At 42.8% G+C, this 18,654-nt stretch carries 11 protein-coding genes; 8 read left to right on the forward strand and 3 right to left on the reverse strand.

Translation table 11 applies throughout. The features are described from left to right. The 4 genes from Q397_RS0117035 to Q397_RS0117050 form a co-directional block, all read left to right on the forward strand. Positions 1 to 354: hypothetical protein (locus Q397_RS0117035; RefSeq protein WP_205618855.1), on the forward strand; the 354-nt coding region annotated here is incomplete at its 5' end. Then, entirely contained in the window at positions 351 to 1,985 is a 1,635-nt protein-coding gene (locus tag Q397_RS0117040; protein ID WP_028880443.1) for a hypothetical protein, read from the forward strand. The genes Q397_RS0117035 and Q397_RS0117040, both read left to right, overlap by 4 nt. Positions 1,986 to 2,403: 418 nt before the next feature. Continuing rightward, entirely contained in the window at positions 2,404 to 3,585 is a 1,182-nt protein-coding gene (locus Q397_RS0117045) for an AAA family ATPase (protein WP_028880444.1), read from the forward strand. A 14-nt stretch (positions 3,586 to 3,599) separates the two neighbouring features. Further along, positions 3,600 to 6,107, forward strand: coding sequence for a S8 family peptidase (locus Q397_RS0117050; RefSeq protein ID WP_028880445.1), 2,508 nt, complete (start codon positions 3,600 to 3,602; stop codon positions 6,105 to 6,107). A gap of 2 nt (positions 6,108 to 6,109) precedes the next feature. On the opposite strand, the gene Q397_RS0117055 is transcribed toward Q397_RS0117050, so the two are convergent. Both Q397_RS0117055 and Q397_RS25590 read right to left on the reverse strand, forming a co-directional pair. Then, positions 6,110 to 6,535, reverse strand: coding sequence for a hypothetical protein (locus Q397_RS0117055; RefSeq protein WP_028880446.1), 426 nt, complete (start codon positions 6,533 to 6,535; stop codon positions 6,110 to 6,112). Between the two features lie 470 nt (positions 6,536 to 7,005). Then, positions 7,006 to 7,107, reverse strand: coding sequence for an AbrB family transcriptional regulator (locus tag Q397_RS25590; RefSeq protein ID WP_156950763.1), 102 nt, complete (start codon positions 7,105 to 7,107; stop codon positions 7,006 to 7,008). 204 nt (positions 7,108 to 7,311) lie between these two features. On the opposite strand from Q397_RS25590, the gene Q397_RS0117060 reads away from it, so the two are divergent. The 4 genes from Q397_RS0117060 to Q397_RS0117075 all read left to right on the forward strand — a co-directional run bounded on the left by Q397_RS0117060 (position 7,312) and on the right by Q397_RS0117075 (position 17,684). Further along, a complete protein-coding gene (locus tag Q397_RS0117060; protein ID WP_038014538.1) occupies positions 7,312 to 8,739 on the forward strand; it encodes a mannose-1-phosphate guanylyltransferase/mannose-6-phosphate isomerase in 1,428 nt (475 codons plus the stop codon). 209 nt (positions 8,740 to 8,948) lie between these two features. After that, the gene (locus Q397_RS0117065; RefSeq protein WP_084149101.1) at positions 8,949 to 15,257 is read left to right on the forward strand and encodes a type I polyketide synthase; all 6,309 of its coding nucleotides are present in this window, start codon (positions 8,949 to 8,951) and stop codon (positions 15,255 to 15,257) included. Between the two features lie 38 nt (positions 15,258 to 15,295). Further along, positions 15,296 to 16,564: an aminotransferase class I/II-fold pyridoxal phosphate-dependent enzyme gene (locus Q397_RS0117070; protein ID WP_169738010.1), complete on the forward strand. Its 1,269-nt coding sequence runs from the start codon at positions 15,296 to 15,298 to the stop codon at positions 16,562 to 16,564. Positions 16,565 to 16,580: 16 nt separating this feature from the next. Beyond that, positions 16,581 to 17,684 (forward strand): inositol-3-phosphate synthase, encoded by a 1,104-nt coding sequence (locus Q397_RS0117075; RefSeq protein ID WP_028880450.1) that lies wholly within the window; start codon positions 16,581 to 16,583, stop codon positions 17,682 to 17,684. A gap of 7 nt (positions 17,685 to 17,691) precedes the next feature. Here Q397_RS0117075 and Q397_RS0117080 read toward each other — a convergent pair whose 3' ends face one another. Continuing rightward, positions 17,692 to 18,633, reverse strand: coding sequence for a stealth conserved region 3 domain-containing protein (locus tag Q397_RS0117080; protein ID WP_028880451.1), 942 nt, complete (start codon positions 18,631 to 18,633; stop codon positions 17,692 to 17,694). Between the last annotated feature and the right edge of the window lie 21 nt (positions 18,634 to 18,654).

Consider the following 18,654-nt stretch of genomic DNA (forward strand, 5'->3'; position numbering starts at 1 on the left):
TCAGTTTTCCCATGTCTTTTCTCCTTATCCATGGATTTGAATAAGCCAGAAAAACTAACATTTCGTGTGGATCACTTTTTGGGGGCTACGCCACTACCAAGAGCAAACTCAATACAAAAACACCTTAAAGATTTACCAATTACCAAAAAATGGTTAGATTTACACGCTGAAACGGCAGAAAGCTATCGGCTCTTCCGCTTGCAATTGGCATATCAAGCGGCCCTAAGGGGGCGCGAAAAAGTGAAACGGTGGCGTTTGTTAAGGATTGCAAACATTCGAAAAGAACTAATTACACCAAAGATAGAAAAGAAAATTCAAGAACTGATATATAAAGGAAATAATGAAAATTTATGAGCGAACTGGATGAAATTGGCATCCGCGGGATCCCGAAGGGCTCAAAACTCATGCTCCTCGGTGATTGGTATAGAAGGCCTGGTAATAATTGGCGCGTTGTCTGTTATTTCTATAGTAAACACCTAGGGTATTTCCGAAAGGCATTGCCAATTGACCTATTGCCAACCCTAATACTTGGAAATCTGTTCCCCAGAACCATATCGGAGAATGAAGCAAAAGGGTGGACCGGAATACTTAAGCTTCCAAATCAATCAAAATGGCAAAAACTTCATTACAGCAACCTACCAGATTCACTCCAACGAGCTGCCGATTTTTCTGAACAATTTGACAATGGCTTTATATATCGTCTGGAAGAAGGGAACAGAATCTATTGGATACCCCTTAGCGAACTTGCCCGAATGTTGTTTTTCCAATCCTCTGAGGTAACACGCGCTGCAGTATACCATGGCAACATTTGGCAATTAGGTAAGGCTATAGATGAGGACTGGACTGGTGAAATTAAATTATCATCTGCCATCCCCGTTCGGTATTTAAACAGCCTTCAGTTCAGGAAATTTTTCACATGGCTATTTTTTATTCCTGAAGCTGAACAGAGTTTTTCCTCAATTTTCACTCAATTGAACCGCAGTAGAATAGATATTGATGGAGCAGAAAGATGGTCATTCGATTTCTCTCCACCAAACTTAAATAACTGTGAGATTTCTTATGCAGGGTTCACAGGTAAAGAGCTCGAAAAACACCATGTCTTCATAAGAGAGATTAGATCAATTTCTGGCATCACTTCGCCAGATTTGAATACAATTTATTTCTCACATCCGGATGATGACATTATTTTACAGAATGAAGAAGAAGATATAGAAAGCAATAAAAATAAAAAACAGCCTCAGGATCTAAACGTTGATATTAAAGAAATCCTGCCTGACCTTAGACCAAACCCTCGCAAAAAAAGATTTTTGTTAAAAATTGGAAATAGCGGATTAAACTTTGACGTTGAGCCAGACTTAAAAAGAAGCCCAAGACATTTAAGAGGTTTGCCTGCCGGAACTAAACCCGAATTGGATGAGATTGAAGAACAACCTGTCGAAGAACAAGCGAGCTTAAATGAGGTGAGTGAAACTGGGAAAATACCAAGAGCAGACATTGACAATCTAGACCCTCCGGATTTGATTGACGCTCCTGAGAAGCTAGCATTCTTTCAAGATATGCTTCAAAAACTTGAAAAAGATTATGGATGGCATATCAATATGCAGCTAGGTGATGTCCCCAAAATGAGTTGTCGTAGTTTGCATTTGATCAACGGTCACCCAAGACAATATTGCCATGGCATAATTCAACGTGATGAGACTACAACGGTCCAAGTGCTTGAAATAGAATTAACGACTAAAGAAAGCCTTTCCACACTTTTCTTTCGCGAGGATGATAAAAATTCAACCTATCTAGAAATTCTTGATGAGCTTATGAGCCGTTATCAGGATGAAGGACTTAACGCAATGAGTTGGAAACGAAAGTTCAACTCAGAAAGCACACAGGTTTCCACTTATCTCGGTCATCCGGACAATAAAATCAAAAACGAAGATGACGCCCTAAATTCTTGGACGGCAAGAGCTGCAGGAAAGATCCTAAACATATAGAATTATTGCAAATACAAAACAAAAATCGCCACAATGATAAGCGCTACTGCGACCCTCTTTGACAGATTGACCCATCATGTACATATCCTTGAAATAAACGGTGGAAACTAACGCCTGCCCCAAATCCGATCACAAAAACAGACCAGATCATCGGCGAAAGAAGAGAGCCAAGGCAAAGGGCATCAGAAAGATAGCCTCTGAGCTTGATGTGGGCGTAGGAACAGTCCAGAGGGTTGTGAAAGGACTGGAAATAGCCTAAACCCCCATCTCTTTATAAAATTTAGATGCGCCTCTGTGTGGGGGCGCATCTGTTTTTTGTGCATTTCATTGTTGATTTTGCGCATATTTATATATTGATAATGCATATTTTATGTATATATTGCATTAAATGCATTGCGCATTGCATTAGGGAGACATTATGGAACATTTTGCAGTTATTCAATCGCTTTGCCGGATAGGTTTGGCGGGTAATAACGACAAGTTCAGAAAACAAGTGGAACGACTGCGAGATAGGCTGACTAAAGGCGGTGATGAAAAACAGGCTATCACGCTAGAAAAATTATTAAATTCAGCAGAGAAAGAAGCAGAGCTGGTTCCAAGCAAGGTAGAACTGTCGAAGGCGAAGAGAAAGAAGGAGAAGTTGTCTAGTGTGACAATCCCTCCGCATGACCGGGAAACGAGCGCGGCATTAGCAGACATAATTATGGAACCCACTCCACAGTCGGGGCCACCAGTTCTTCATGGTGCAATACATAATGCAGTGGAGACTATGATTAATGAATGGCAAAAGACTGACGAGCTTGTAAAATTAGGTTTGGCTCCTTCAACATCGTGTTTGATTTTTGGACCTCCAGGTACAGGGAAAACATTATCGGCATATCATATTGCTGAAAAACTTGGTTTGCCTTTGGTAGTCGCGAGAATTGATGGATTGATCAGTTCATTTTTGGGTACTACTGCAAGAAATCTTGCAAATATTTTTGAGTTCGCAAACAGGTATGACTGTGTCCTTCTGTTGGATGAATTCGATGCAATTGCGAAATTACGAGATGACCCACATGAAGTTGGAGAAATCAAACGTGTAGTGAATACTCTTCTTCAAAACTTAGATGCAAGGGCAGAGCATGGGCTCACTATTGCAATTACAAATCATCCCGAATTACTCGACACTGCGGTCTGGAGAAGATTTGAGACCCGATTGGAATTACCTCCTCCTCATATTTCTGAAAGGCAAACACTTGTAGAGCAGTTCTTGTCGCCTGTAGAAGCCTCAGATGTCTTTAAGAAGTTTATGATTTGGCTAAGTGATGGTTTTTCAGGAGCTGACATTAAAACAATGTCGGATGCTGTGAAAAGGCATGTGGCGTTAAGTGATGGTGATAATTCACCCAAAGTTCTATGGTCTGCAATAGAGGCATTTTCAACAAGAAATGCCGGTTTAGATTGTGGCAAACGTACAAACGTGCTCTTATTAGATAGAAGTGTGGTTGCTAATAATCTCATAAATAGTGAAGACGTGAAATTTACACAGAAGGAAATTGGCGAACTTCTTCAAAAAGATCAAGGTACAATTAGCCGTTGGGTGTCAGGAAGTAAGTAACAGGGGAAATGTGAATGCAGAATAATCCGGTTCAAATTGTATTGAATAGCAAAGACTATGTAGTCGTTCCTCCACTTCGAACTGGCGGTTCAAAGAAGGATTTTTTTGCAAATCACGATGAAGAGTTCAAACTTCATAAATCTAAAATATTGTCTCAATTGAGCAATGTATATACAACCCTTAAGCAATCCAAGTATGGTTCTGCAACGATTGTAAGAGCAAAGCTTAGAGAAGAAGCTTTGGCTAAATCTCATCGCCCAACTAAAGCTCTTTTTAAAATTGCTGAATACCCGTGTGTTGGTGCTGCTGGTTTAGGAGAGCTCTTCTATCTGGTCACTTCATCAACTGTGGGAAGGTTGGCAAATGAGGTGGATAAGGCTGAAGAATATACGAATGAAATTGAGCCTAAAAAATTTAAACCTTCAAGTCAAAAATCTGATGTAGGAAGCCTGCTGTCTATTGATGAATTAACTGAGAGCGACAAAAGAAGTTTCAGTGTAGATATGGCTTTGTCTTGGTTGGCTGACAAGAGGTGTGTCGGTGGTTATTTTATCGAACTTCACACTGTACCGAAAATTGAAAAACAAAGTGTAAAAAATGAATTGGGTAGTTTGGTTCAAAGTCTTTTTGAGCTCTTTGAACAACTGCCTGTGGGGGCTATTGGCAGAACGTTGAAGCCTTTTGGCTCTTCTTTGATTATCGATGCTCGACTTATTAAGGGTACTCATTCAGGGTATTTGATTGGTGGTAAGAGGGGGGATGAGGAACGTGCGTTAAAGGTTTTTGAAGAAGAAATGGATTTCACTCCAAAGCATCATGTTCTTTTTCTTAAAAGTTTAGCTGCACACCCGCTGGTAAAGCGTATACTTTTACCTCCTCATATAATCAAATCTGAAGGTGCATCAGGCTCGCCCCAAGCTGCAACCTTCCCGGCATTGTCTGTGCCAGACCCCGCTTTTGACTATCCTCTCGTTGGTGTAATTGATGATGGTGTGTCTGACCAATTGGAAGAATGGGTAATCGAACGTCATGATTTCTTAGAGGAAGAAGCATACGAAAGGTCACATGGTACTTTCATCGCAGGGTTACTAACTGATGGACAAAATTTAAATGGGAATGGGACGTGTCCAGAAGCTGATGGATGTTATATTTATGATATCCCTTTGTTCCCAGAAGAGAATTTCAACGATTATTACCCTACCCACTTTGATGGTTTCATTGATGAAATTGAAGCTGCTGTTGAAGAGGCAAAGATTCAGCACGGCGTCAGGGTATTCAATTTGAGTATTAATGTTACCGCACCTGTAGAGAGCCATCAATATAGCCCTTTCGCGGCAAGATTGGATGAAATTGCAGATAGGCATGATATTATTATTGTTAATTCTGTAGGGAATTTACCAGGCGACCAAGCAAGGGCTCCGTGGCCCAAAAAGATTAAAGATATCTTGACGTATTTTGCAGAAAGAACAGAGCCTGATACAATTAACCAACCATCTGAAAGTGCAAGGGCGATATCGGTAGGTGCGATAAACCCTGATGGTTGCGGCCCTCATAGACATGGAACACCTACAACATATACACGTAGAGGACCGGGTTTAAAGGTTGGGCAGAAACCTGACCTCGCACATTATGGTGGAAGTGAAGGGTACGGTCCTGATGGTTTGTCAGGGTTAAAATCTATTCACGTTGATGGGGCTATGTATGAAAGCGCAGGTACGAGTTTTTCTACCCCATTAGTTGCGAAGACTTTAGCAACACTTGATTTGCTAACCAATCAAAAACAATCTGCGCAAACTCTTCGGGCATTGATGGTGCATAATTCATATTGGCCTGAAAGTATATCAAGTCCAAGAATTAGAGAGCTAGCTCGTCAGTTTGTGGGGTTTGGCATGCCAATGCCTGCAAACCAAATGCTTCGAACGGACGATTTCGCCATATCGCTCGTATTTGAGGGGAAGTTAATCCAGAGCGGAACCCGTAGACGTATTCTTAGCTTTCCTTTTTCTTGGCCTCAAAGCTTGGTCGATGCTGCAACAGGTGCCTGTCACGGGAAAGCTCGCATTACTTTAGTTTATCATGCTCCTTTGGATAAGCAATTTGGTGCTGAGTTTGTACGTATAAACGTAGATTCTCGATTACGACAGAGAACTGGTGGAACACTTAAGGATGGTTCCCCTTCTTATGCGACACGATCTCAGCAAGTATTTTTACCAAAGACATCAGGTCAGCCTGCGTATGAAAAGGACTTGATCAAACATGGCTTAAAATGGTGGCCAGTGAAAAGGTATGACTATAACACGCCAGAGGATGGAGCCGGGGAAAGCTCTGAGTGGTTGATAGAGGTTGAAAGCACATTACGTGCCGAAGCTGATTTCCCAACTGGAGGACTGTCGTTTTCATTGGTTTTGACCTTGGAAGATGCAGATAAAACCAAGCCTATTTTTCAAGAAATGCGCCGTACCTTGCAGGCGGGTAATGTGAAAATGGCAGACATCGATGTTAGGTCTCAAATCCGTACTTAATATCAATCTAATTTTTGTCGAGGCTTGTATTTCGGAGGCACCCCAAATAACCCCTTCTTGTGCCAAGTTACAAGATCAAACCCCGTAGCTTTTCCAAGTTCCTCCCCTAGAGGAGAATCCTTGTGGCGGTCCAGATGCGAGTCAATAATGCTAAAGAGAATTAACTGCTTGTCTTCGCCTTCAACATTATTGGCAATTTTAACTATGCGTTCGAAAATACTCTCACCAAATGAGAAAGCCCGATTGTATATAGTGTCATACGGGGCAACCGCATCAAGTAACCTTGCATGACTTTGCGCCATTGCCTTGAGTTTTTCAGTTTCAGTGGCAATAGTAGTGTTGTAAAGGATCAGAATTGCAATTGAGACAATCCCTAGACCTGTCGCCAACAAAGTTACAAATAGTTTCCATGGGAAGGATTTTGACATTATTAATTCAATACTTGTCCATTGAAGGTTTTGTATCAAAACTGTAGATCGTAACGTCTCTAAGAGCAATCAGATTATTGTAGCTCTAGCTGTCAATCATCTCAGATGGCTGCTATTGGCTGAGGCTGTTGAAAAACTCTGAAACACGTTAATTAACAAAAAATACTTGCCCACTGAGCCATGTAATGCATTCTAAATACGAAGGGGCTAATCAAAACTGACGAAACATCGTCCAGGAGCCGCAAATAGCGGCATATGCACCAAATAAAACAATTGGCCCGTTGCAAAATTAAAATAGCGAAAATTTCACGCTATCCACTGAACGAGTTTTTCAACAGCCTCAGCTATGGGGAGAATTAAGAACCACGGATATTCAGGGCGAATACATTTCTGTTGTCGAGGGTAGAGCGGACAAGCGTCTAAAGCGGGTCTATTGGACCGTTGTTGACCCAAAGCAACCTTTAGAGATTTCATTTAATAAATACAAACTTAATAAGCAAAGGTGTCACAAAAACGATGACGAAGAGGCGTAAGGCGTGGTGAGTGGTAACGAAGGCAGGGTCGATACCCATGGATAGCTACATCTGTGATCTTTTGCCTCAATCAATGAGTCCTGATCTTAGAATACCTTTGACCCCATCAAGATCCATCATTAATATTGTATGAACTTACCGTGAGTAAGAAAGTGTATTTAATTTTCTATTATTTCTCAGTGAGTTACACAATTTGTATACTCTTTGTTGAGAAAGGCCTTTTCACGTTAGACAGAGATTAAAATGAAAAGAATCACACCTGTTATTTTGTCTGGCGGATCAGGAACGCGACTGTGGCCACTGTCTCGTCAAGATTATCCAAAACAATTTTTGTCCTTGTTCAACAAGAATAGTCTTATTGAACAAACCATTCAGCGCATCCAAGGTCCGGATTACGAACCGGGCCTCATTATATGTAATGAAGAACATCGTTTCATGGTCGCAGAGAGTTGTCGGAAACAATCTTATCAGCCTGAAAAAATTATTCTCGAACCTGAGGGTCGTAATACTGCTCCTGCTCTGACAATTGCGGCTTTATATGCTCTCTCTCATGACCCCGACAGCCTTCTTCTGGTTTTACCTTCTGATCATTTCATTGAACCAAATGATGCATTTCATGATGTTATTGCACAAGCTCGTGATGCTGCTTGTGCCGACAAGCTTGTCTCGTTTGGCATTACGCCGACTCAGGCATACACAGGGTATGGCTACATTGAAAAAGGGGAAGTTTTAGAAAATACAGAAAGCGCATTTCATCTTAAGACATTCATTGAAAAACCCGACCAGAACACGGCAAAACAACTGGTTAAAAAGGGGTTCTTGTGGAATAGCGGCATGTTTATGTTTAAAGCACAGGTGTTGATTGATGAAATGGAAGTCCATCAACCAACAGTTACTGTAAACTGCCGGGAGGCTTTTGATAAAGCCAGCTTTGATATTGATTTTATGCGTATTGGAAAAGAATCTTTTAGATCCTGCTCCCATGTATCAATCGATTACGCTGTTATGGAAAAGACGGATAAAGCGTGCGTTGTCAGTTTTAAAGGTGACTGGCAAGATTTAGGCTCGTTTGACACGCTAACGGAGATCGCATGTAAACAAGGCCATAAAAACGCCATCACGGGTGATGTCATTGCGCGCGATTGTCAAAACTCTTTTATCTGGTCTGACAATCAACTAGTCACAACTCTTGGACTTGAAAGCATGATTGTGGTTTCTACGTCTGATGCCATACTTGTCTGCCCACGTGATAAATCTCAGAATATTCCCCTTCTTTTAGAGGAAGTAAAACAGCAAAACCGTTCACAAGCTGTGGAGAGTGCACAGAGCTATCGCTTTTGGGGGCACTATAAAGTTCTGGAAAAGGGGGGCAATTTCCTCGTAAAGAAAATTGTCGTATCATCGGGTGCTAAGCTAAGTTTACAACGTCACCGTCATCGTGCAGAACATTGGATTATTGTAAAAGGTGTAGGGCATGTCACCAAAGGCGATGAAACATTTATTGTGCGTGAAAACGAATCTCTTTTTATTCCGCCTAACACTGTGCATCGTTTAGAAAATAGAATGGAATCAGATCTTTACCTTATAGAGGTTCAAACCGGTGATTATATTGGTGAAGACGATATTGAACGTATAGACGATGCCTATGCTCGTGAGATCGTGGGTACTTAATCAATCAATCTGCAGTTTTTGAGGAATAGTGAATTTATGATTAGACACAAAACAGAAAACCTTATCCCACAATTGCAAACTGGAAGGGTTTTTAATTTGGGGAAAATAAACTTATAAAACAAGAGTATAAGAAAAAAGGAAGTCTTGACCTCGTTTAACAGATCGGTAACTCTACAGTTTAAGTCCCAATATTAAAGACCTTATGTAAAATGGCGCTGCAAATAAAAAACAATAACAATATCAAGCAAACAAAAGAAGACCTTGCTATAGTGGGGATAGGGTGTCGTTATCCGGGAGATGCAAATTCTCCTGAAGAATTATGGTTTTTGCTTGCAAGAGGTAAGGATGGTTTTAAGCCTATTCCAAAATCAAGGTGGAATAGCGAGCGTTTTAGCGATACGAGCAAAGAAATTAAGGCTAAAATGTATACTCAGGAAGCAGCCTTTCTTGATGACAGTTTTGTGTTTGAATTTGACGCTGAATTTTTTAATTTCCCCGCAAGAGAAGCTGATTTTGTTGATCCGCAACAACGCATGCTCCATGAAATTACATGGGAATGTCTTGAAGATGCACAAATCCCGCCTCAAAAATTATCGGGGCAAAACATAGGTGTTTATGTCGGTGCCTTCACCACCGATAGCCAAATGCTGCGTAATCAGTTTGCGAACCTAAGCCAAATAAATCAATTCAGTGCGACGAGCTCAACCTATACGATGCTGTCAAATCGATTGTCGTATTTCTATAATTTAAAAGGCCCTTCTTTAACGATTGATACCGCCTGTTCGGCTTCAATGGTTGCACTTAATTATGCCTGTCAGGATTTATGGGCGCACAATACGGATGGTGCGCTTATTGCCGGTGTCAATTCACTTTTATTGCCCGTGAACAGCTGCGTTATGAGCGCAGGTGGCTTTCTGTCACCTCATAGTCGCTCAAAAGCCTTTGATGCCACAGCTGATGGCTATGCTCGTGGCGAAGGGGCAGGCGCTATATTTGTTAAACGACTGAGTGATGCCATAAAGGATAAAGACAGTATCTATGCCGTTATAAAAGGAATATCGGTTAATCAAGATGGTAAAACAACGGGCATTGCAGCCCCCAATGGACAAGCCCAACAAACACTCATTGAGAAAGTGATCAAAGACTCACACTTAAATACAGAGGATGTAGTTTTTGTCGAAGCCCATGGGACGGGAACAGCGCTGGGTGATCCAACCGAAGTCTCTGCATTGGCAGGCGCCCTTGGCCCTCGACAGGATGAAGCAAAACGATATATTTCTTCGATCAAAGGAAATATCGGTCATCAGGAAGGCGGGGCGGGCATCGCAGGTATTATTAAAGCTGCATTGGTGTTGAAGAAGAAACAAGTTCCGCCGCAGTCGAACTTTAACCGTTTAAACCCTGCACTCGATATGAAAGGCGGGAGTTTTGAAGTCACGACCCGATGTGCACCTCTTCCCGATGCGCAGGGGCAGGCTCTTGCTTGCATCAACGCGTTTGGTTACGGCGGGACAAACGGACATGCTGTTTTAGCTGAATATAACGATACGGTCTCCGATCAAGGCACTGACGACAATGACAATATTCCTTCGCTGGTTTGCCTATCGGCCAATGACCGTGAGAGTTTGTTGAACAAAGCGGCAGAGCTTTCTTTATTCCTAGAAGAAAATCCTGAAATCAGTCTTTCCCAATTTAGTCATATGCTTCTTGATACCAGAGAGACACTGGATCAGCGCATGGCTTTTGTTGCCCCGTCGCGCCAAGAGGCGTTAAGCATTTTAAAAACCTTTAGCGAAGGGGGAGAGCCTTCACAGCTGATTGAAGAAGGCTTTGTCGGGAAGGCTGAAAAAGGGTGCGTGTTTATCTACACAGGCATGGGTCCCCAATGGTGGGCCATGGGGCGGATGCTTTATGAAACAATGCCCGTGTTCAAAAAAGCAGTCCACAATGCTGATGATGCTTTTGTGCGACATAGCGGTTGGTCCATTCTTGAGGAAATGCTTAAACCAGAAGCCGATAGCCTTATTCATAAAAACGAGATCGCACAACCAGCCAATTTCATTTTACAGCATGGATTAAGTGAACTTTTATCTTCATGGGGGTTAAATCCGGCGGCAATCATCGGTCATAGTGTGGGCGAGATCAATGCCTGTTTAAGAAGTGGTGCGATTACGCTGGATGAGGCTGCTAAGCTGGCCTTCCATCGAAGTCGGCTGCAACAGACCAAAGCCGGACAAGGCCGGATGATGGCAACCGGACTTGATCTGGAAATGGCTCAACAGATCGCTTCTCTTTATGAAAATCATGTCTCTATTGGCGCTATAAACAGTCCTCATTCTGTTGCGCTTGCCGGGGATATTGAAAGTCTGGAAAGCATTGCTGAAGAACTTAAAGAGAATGGCATCTTCGGCAAGTTAATCTATGGGGAGATTGCTTATCATAGTCATCAAATGGATGGCTTAGAAAAAGAACTTCTGTCGGCACTTGAAGGATTGCAACCCGTTAAACCTGCGCTGCCACTCTTTTCCACGGTGACAGGAAAAGCGGTGAGCAGTGAAATCCATGTTGAAAAATACTGGTGGCAAAATGTCAGGCAGCCTGTGTTATTTGATAAAGCGTTGAGAGCTGCCTTGAAAGAAGGGTATCGCCATTTCATTGAAATTGGCCCCAACCCTGTTTTGTCAGGGGCCATTCAACAAGTTGGTGCCGATTTTGGAACAAAAGATTTATGTGTTGTTTCAAGCCTTGTGCGTCAACAAGATGAACACCAATCTCTATTGCAATCTTTAGCAAGGTTCTGGTGCAATGGCATATCCATTGAAACCACAAGACAAAGCCCGCAACACCATAAACTTCCCCTTTATTCATGGAAACGCCAGTATCATTGGAATGAAAGTAAGATTTCAAAAGAATTCAGGGCGGGCCGTGTTAGCCATCCTTTATGCGGGAACCTCCAATTCAGTCCGGAACCTGTGTGGGAGCGCGAACTATCAATGCGAACCCTTGGTATTCTGGCAGATCATAAAATCCAGCAAAAGTCTGTTTTTCCTGCTGCAGGCTATGTTGAAGCCTTTTTGCAGGCGATCAAAGATAAAGTCGATATGGATCATGTGACCATAGGCAGCATCAGCTTTGAAAAAATGCTGAACCTTCCTGCAGAAGGGACACTTCAGGTCAGGATTGAGCAAGAGGGCAACACGCTCATTTTTTATGCTCGAACTTATGAGGCAGACGGAAATTGGTCACGCTATGCGACTGCAACGGTCCTGTCAAAACCTCTTCATGCCGCCTCTGTGCAAATGGAAAAATATATTTCCGAGGCAGAAAAAGAACAGATTGCGGGAACGGAACTCTATCCTTTGTTGGCTGAGGCAGGTCTTCATTATGATGAAGCTTTTCAAGTGATTGAAAGCGCCTATAAAGCAGAAGGTTTTGTGGAAGCTGTACTTCGTAGCCCCGAAAAAGACCTTTGTCTTGAAAATGTTCATGTTCAACCATCCTTATTAGATGGAGTGTTACAGCTTCTCGCGCTGTTCGCACCGGATAAAAAAAACACCGCTCTGCCAGTTTCAATTGATCGGATCAGTTTTTTTCAACATAAAATCGGATCTGAAATTTATGCTTATGCGAAAGAAACAAGCTGTTCTGAATTTTTCATTCAGGCTGACATTCTGATTTGTGACAGGAACCGTGTCCCCCTTGCCTTTTTAAAAGGCGTAAAAGCGCAAAAAATTGCAGGGGTCAAAGGCAAAATAGTTGAACATTACCAGATGGTCTGGAATGAAGCAGATAGCTTTATATCAGACAATATTCCAGCAGCGATCAAGCTCGTAGGGGCTGAGACAGAACGCACAAGTAAGGTCGCGTCATTTTTGAAGTTGGTGGATGATAATGCCAGAACAATTCTATGGCTCGCACCCTCTTTAACGGAAAATGAGATCCTCCCCAATATCGAGCAAGGCCTCCAACTGACAGAATTTTGTTCTACGCTGTCACCACAAGAACCTCACAAACTGATTGTATGTACACAAAATGTCTGGGCTGTAAACAATACGGATATATGTAATCCCGCACATGGGGACCTTTGGGGAATTGCACGGACTATTCGCCGCGAATGCCCTCATATAGAAATAGCCTGCCTTGATCTGGATGAGGAAATTCCGGCCAATTTTTCGCAAATTATAACCAGTTTGAACGATGGTGAAGAGGTTGCGATCCGGGATGGGAAAATCTGGCGCCATGTTCTGCAACAAGTAGATCTTAGCAATAACCACATTCAACAAGCCGTTCCCTATAATGATGAACATGGCTTTGAACTTGTCCCGGAACGTCAAGGCGGCCTTGATGGGTTGAATTACCATATGCAGGTTCGTCGTGTTCCTGTTGGGGATGAAGTTGAAGTCAAGATTGACAGTGTGGCGCTTAATTTCAAAGATGTCTTAAAAGTATATGGACGCCTAAAGGCACAAACGCTGGAAAATTCTTATTCCGGGGATAGCTTGGGTTTAGAAGCGCATGGGGTCATTACCCGTACAGGTAAAGAGGCTTCCTGGTCCATTGGTGAAGAAGTTATCATTAGTCCCAAGGATGGTGCCTTTAAGCGCTATACAACTTTCTCCCCTGATGATGCCATTATTTTAAAAGTCTCCCATCTCCCCATTAGTGCGCGCGAACGTTCGACCATCATAATTGCTTTTGCAACTGCCCATTACTGTTTGAAAGATGCTGCGCGCCTTCGAAAAGGCGAAAAAGTGCTTATTCATTCTGCCAGTGGCGGGGTGGGCCATGCCGCCATTCAGGTTGCGCGTTTTTTAGGGGCTGAAATTTACGCGACTGCCGGCAGTGAGGAAAAAGTCCAGCACCTTAAAACACTGGGTATTGATAAAGTCTTCAATTCACGCACCCTTGATTTTGAACAACAAATCATGGATGCCACAAATGGGGAAGGCATTGATGTTGTTTTAAACTTCCTGCCCGGTGAGCTACTTCATGCCAGCATTCGACTGCTTGCGCCATTTGGCCGCCATATCGAGATTGGCAAAGCTGATATCGGTGCCAATCAGCCTATGCCGTTAGGTGAATTTGAACGCAATCTTTCTTTCATTGCCTTTGATTTTGATAATATCATCAAGGTCAAAAAATCCTTAGCCTATGAAATCATGAATGAGGTGATCGACCAGATTGTCCAAAAAGTTTATCGGCCCGATGGTATAGAAGTTTTCAGCGCGAACGACATTAAAGATGTGTTCAGGGAACTGGCAGGTGGTCATCATATCGGCAAGCGTGTTATTGATATGACAGACACGCCTTTAACCGTTAATCCTCCGATTGCCTATAAAAAACAACTCTTAAAACAAGCGACGTATCTTGTGACAGGCGCTTTTGGCGGGCTAGGCTTTAAACTTGTCGATTGGCTCATTAGCGCTGGGGCGGGTGCGGTCATTATGTGCGGACGCACGATCCGTGATGGCGAAGCTCTTGAGGCCCTGCGCCTGAAAGCGAAAGAAAAAGGCTGCCAGTTGATTGAAAAAGCCTGTGACATTGGCAATGAACAGGTAGTTCAGGACCTGATGGACGAACACTGGCCGTTTGCCTTGCGGGGAATTTTCCATGCGGCTGCGGTTCTGGCTGATGCCCCCCTTGAACAACAGAATGAAGAAACTTTCCAAACGTCTTATCATGCCAAAGCAATGGGGGCTTATTATCTACATAAATATAGCCTGACACAGGATCTTGATTTTTATGTGATGTTTTCATCAATTAGCGCAACCCTTGGCAATCCCTCTCAAGCAAATTATGCGGGCGCCAATAGCTATCTTGATGCCTTGGCCACTTATCGTCGACAACAAGGCTTAGCAGGCAGCAGCATTGCGCTTGGGGCATTAGATGATGTTGGTATGGTTGCATCCAATCAAGGAATTGAACGCATTTTAAGTGCGCGCGGCATTCATCCAATTCAGATCAACAAAGCCCTGTCGGCCATTGAAAACCTTTTACAATTTGCATCTTCAAATATTGGTATTTTTGATGTCGATTGGAAAAAATGGAACAAAAATGCCACGATATCTTCCCGGGAACCTGCCTTTATCCTTGTCAGTTCGGATGAGGATATTGATGAAAATATGCCGATTTTGGAACAAATTCGTACGCTTGCCAAGCCAGAGGCAACTGAATTGATCAATAGGTTCCTGATTGCGGAATTATCAAAAGTCTTAAGGCGCTCGGTCGATAAATTCAGAACAGATCAGACCCTTTCTGATGCGGGGCTGGACTCCCTTATGGTGGTTGAACTTCAAATCGCACTTGATGCGGGTTTTCCTTCCATTCTCCCCCCTGACATGGTTGACATGCAACAAAGCATTGAAAGCCTGTCAGAAACCATTTTCAATGCCGTCCAAGAAAAAGGCGCAGCCGTGACGGATGATACAGACGAACTTGATAATTTAAGTGATGAAGATGTGGACGCCATGTTGGAAACGCTCTTAAATGAAAACGCTGAAAACGACCAAACGGTTTAAATATGGACACCTCAGAAAAACGCAAACTTCTTGCTAAATTGCTTGCCAAGAAAAATAAAATAAGCGTCACAGAGAAATCGGATGTGGTGGATGGATCTGTGGCATCCTCACGCAATATGAGCCTTAAAGAAGGCATTGCCGATCTGAAAAAGTCCTTCGCCAAGTTAAAGTTAATTCGTCAGGAAAGCCCGATTTACAGGTCTTTTGAAGGCATGATGAAGCCTATCCTGTTGCGTGAAGGACAAGAAGTTATCAATTTTTCCGGTTATGACTATTTGGGGTTTGCCAGTGATCAACGTGTCCAAGATGCTGCGATTGAGGCCATCAAGACCATGGGCACGTCTGTAAGTGCAAGTCGCATTGCTTCCGGTCAAAGACCCCTTCATAGCGAGCTTGAAAAAGAAATTGCGGATCTTTTTGGCGTTGAAGATGCCCTTGTGATGGTGGGCGGTTATTCGACTAACCAAACCGTAATCAGTCATATTGTTGGTAAAGATGACCTTATTATCCATGATGCCCTGATGCATCGAAGTGCTATTGACGGGGCCATGTGTTCGGGGGCAAAAAGATTGGCTTTTCCCCATAACGATCTGGGCGTTCTTGAAAATATACTGATAGAAAACAGAAAAGATTTTCGCCAATGCCTGATCCTGATTGAAGGCATTTATTCGGTTGATGGTGATTTGCCTGATCTGGCCCGGATTATCGAGCTTAAAAAACGCCATGATTGCTTCTTGTTTGTTGATGAGGCTCATTCTTTAGGGGTTTTAGGTGTAACGGGCAAAGGAATAGGTGAACACGCAGGGATTAATCCAAAAGATGTGGATTTCTGGATGGCAACCCTTTCAAAAAGCTTCGCAAGTTGCGGCGGTGCGATTGCCGGTAAGGCAGACGTAATTGAATATTTGCGCTACACCACACCCGGCTTTGTCTATAGCGTTGGCATTACACCTGCCAATGCAGCAGCTGCTCTTAAGTCGATTCAGCTTTTGAAAGATGAACCACAAAGGGCTACCAAGGTAAAAGAAAATGGGCGATATTTTTATGATCGCTTGGTTCAGAACGGGTTAAATACAGGCCTGTCTGAAGGATATAATATTGTCCCTGTTGTTGTCGGCAATTCACTGAAAACGATCAAATTGTCTAATGCACTTTTGGACAATGATATAAATACACAAGCTTTTTTCTATCCTGCTGTGGCAGAGAATGAAGCTCGCTTAAGGTTTTTTGTAACGGCTGAACACACAAAAGAACAGCTATCGCAAAGTGCCGACATCATTGCAAAGCTTTATAAAAAGCTGTTTTAAATCAAGGATAACAACTGTGATTAACAATGAAAAAACAACCACACCCATTAAAGTCGCCATCGCAGGGGTTGGCAATTGTGCGAGTTCATTGGTGCAGGGGGTTTCCTATTATGGTGCCAGCCTTGAGGCCAGCTATGATGGTATTATGCTTGAAAATATAGGGACATACAGGCCACAGGACATAACCTTTGTTGCGGCTTTTGATATAGATGTTCGAAAAGTGGGGCGACCTATAGCTGAAGCCATTTTTGCAGAACCCAACTGTACACGCGTGATCTGTGAAGACGTTCAAGGGGCAGATGCCATGGTGCAAATGGGCCCTGTGCTGGATGGGTTTGCACCTCACATGAATGACTATAATGAAAACGAAGCCTTCCGTGTCGCAAACGCAGAAGCTGTGGATGTTGTGCAGGTTCTAAAAGAGTCTAAGGCCGATGTTCTTGTTTGCTATCTGCCCGTTGGGTCTGAAGAAGCGGTTAAAACATACGCTGATGCTGCTTTAAAAGCGGGTGTTGCCTTTATCAATTGCGTGCCTGTTTTTATTGCCTCTCAAAATGAATGGGCGAACAAGTTTGAAGAACGCGGCATTCCTATTATCGGTGATGATATTAAAAGTCAGCTTGGCGCGACCATTACACATCGGGTACTTGCTAAGCTCTTTTCAAAACGCGGCATTAAAATCAAACGCACCTATCAGTTAAACACCGGCGGTAATACGGACTTTCTGAACATGCTTGCCCAAGATCGTTTGAAATCTAAAAAGAAATCCAAAACCAATTCCGTTCAGTCACAACTTGATACACCTCTTGACGCAGAAAATATTCATATCGGGCCAAGCGATTATGTGCCTTGGCAAAAAGATAACAAAGTCGCCTTTATCAGATTGGAAGGCGAAGGCTTTGGCGGGGCGCCACTTGAACTGGAGATGCGCTTATCTGTACAAGATTCACCGAACAGTGCAGGCGTCGTAATAGATGCTATTCGTTGCGCCAAACTTGCACTGGATCGCAAAATCGGAGGGGCGTTAATAGCCCCAAGTGCGCTTTACATGAAAACACCACCTGTGCAGATTGAAGATTATCAAGCCTTTGATATGCTTGATATCTTCATTAAAGGATAAATAGTCGTTAAACAGCACTTTCAAAACGACTGGGGTCGGGATATGTTTGTTCAAGAAAGTGACGAACATCGTCAACAACCTGTTTTCGTGGGTTGTCCCCGAAGTTATCATTTAAAGTTATAAAGGGTCTTGAGCGTCTTTTAACCAGCATTAGACCTAATTTGTTGAAAAAGCAATTGTTCTCCAAGCCCCAATAATCATTAATCTGGCCTGATTTCTTGGGTGTACATGCATGGGCATGGCCCTCTTTCAGCAAGAAATAACGATATAAAAATTCAGGGGCGACATTACCTGTTGAGCGGAACTTGCTTTTCATTGTCAGCTCAAACGCCGCAGGCCATTGTGCCACCATCTTTGCCCATAATTCCCGGTCTATCAGAAGCGGTGAATGCCTTAGCATCTTGCGCCTTTCGGGCAAATAGGTTTCATCAAGTAAGAAATTGCAATAACTCAACGCCCTGTTCCATGGGGAGTCTTTTTCGGCAAAGCGTCTTTTTTTATCTGGACTTAAGTTTGCTTCAAGCCAAACATTGATTTTATTATCCTGCGTATAAAAAATATCATCCCGGACAGGACGGCCTAACACCATATCGTCTTCAAGGTAAATAAACCTGTTGGGCAGATCGGCAAGTTTATGAAAATGCGATATGATTGAAAAGGAACTGAAAGTTGGCAAGTATTGCGCATCAATAAACTGGTCATGATGCAGAATATTCAGATCATGACAATCAGGTTCGATCCAGTCCGGTATTTGTGGGCGCATGGTGATCAAAGTAACCTTGCTGACCCATGGGGCATATTTTTCAAGCGAACGAAGACTGTATTTGAGGATATCAATATTGTTACGTGTTCTATTGGGGTTTAAATCATGTTTTGTTTCACTGAACTGATTTAAAAGATCTTTATATCCTGCAAAGGTATCATCTACCCACGTGTAAACGACTTCCACGACCTGAATATCCTTCTGCGC

Source organism: Terasakiella pusilla DSM 6293 (genome assembly GCF_000688235.1).
GTDB classification, from domain to species: Bacteria; Pseudomonadota; Alphaproteobacteria; order Rhodospirillales; family Terasakiellaceae; genus Terasakiella; species Terasakiella pusilla.

Excerpts from the sequence above, each read along its gene's own strand:
- Q397_RS0117045 (WP_028880444.1), top strand. The coding sequence starts at position 2,404 with ATGGAACATTTTGCAGTTATTCAATCGCTTTGCCGGATAGGTTTGGCG.
- Q397_RS0117060 (WP_038014538.1), top strand. The coding sequence starts at position 7,312 with ATGAAAAGAATCACACCTGTTATTTTGTCTGGCGGATCAGGAACGCGA.
- Q397_RS0117040 (WP_028880443.1), top strand. The coding sequence starts at position 351 with ATGAGCGAACTGGATGAAATTGGCATCCGCGGGATCCCGAAGGGCTCA.
- Q397_RS0117055 (WP_028880446.1), bottom strand. The coding sequence starts at position 6,535 with ATGTCAAAATCCTTCCCATGGAAACTATTTGTAACTTTGTTGGCGACA.
- Q397_RS0117050 (WP_028880445.1), top strand. The coding sequence starts at position 3,600 with ATGCAGAATAATCCGGTTCAAATTGTATTGAATAGCAAAGACTATGTA.
- Q397_RS0117065 (WP_084149101.1), top strand. The coding sequence starts at position 8,949 with ATGGCGCTGCAAATAAAAAACAATAACAATATCAAGCAAACAAAAGAA.
- Q397_RS25590 (WP_156950763.1), bottom strand. The coding sequence starts at position 7,107 with ATGGGTATCGACCCTGCCTTCGTTACCACTCACCACGCCTTACGCCTC.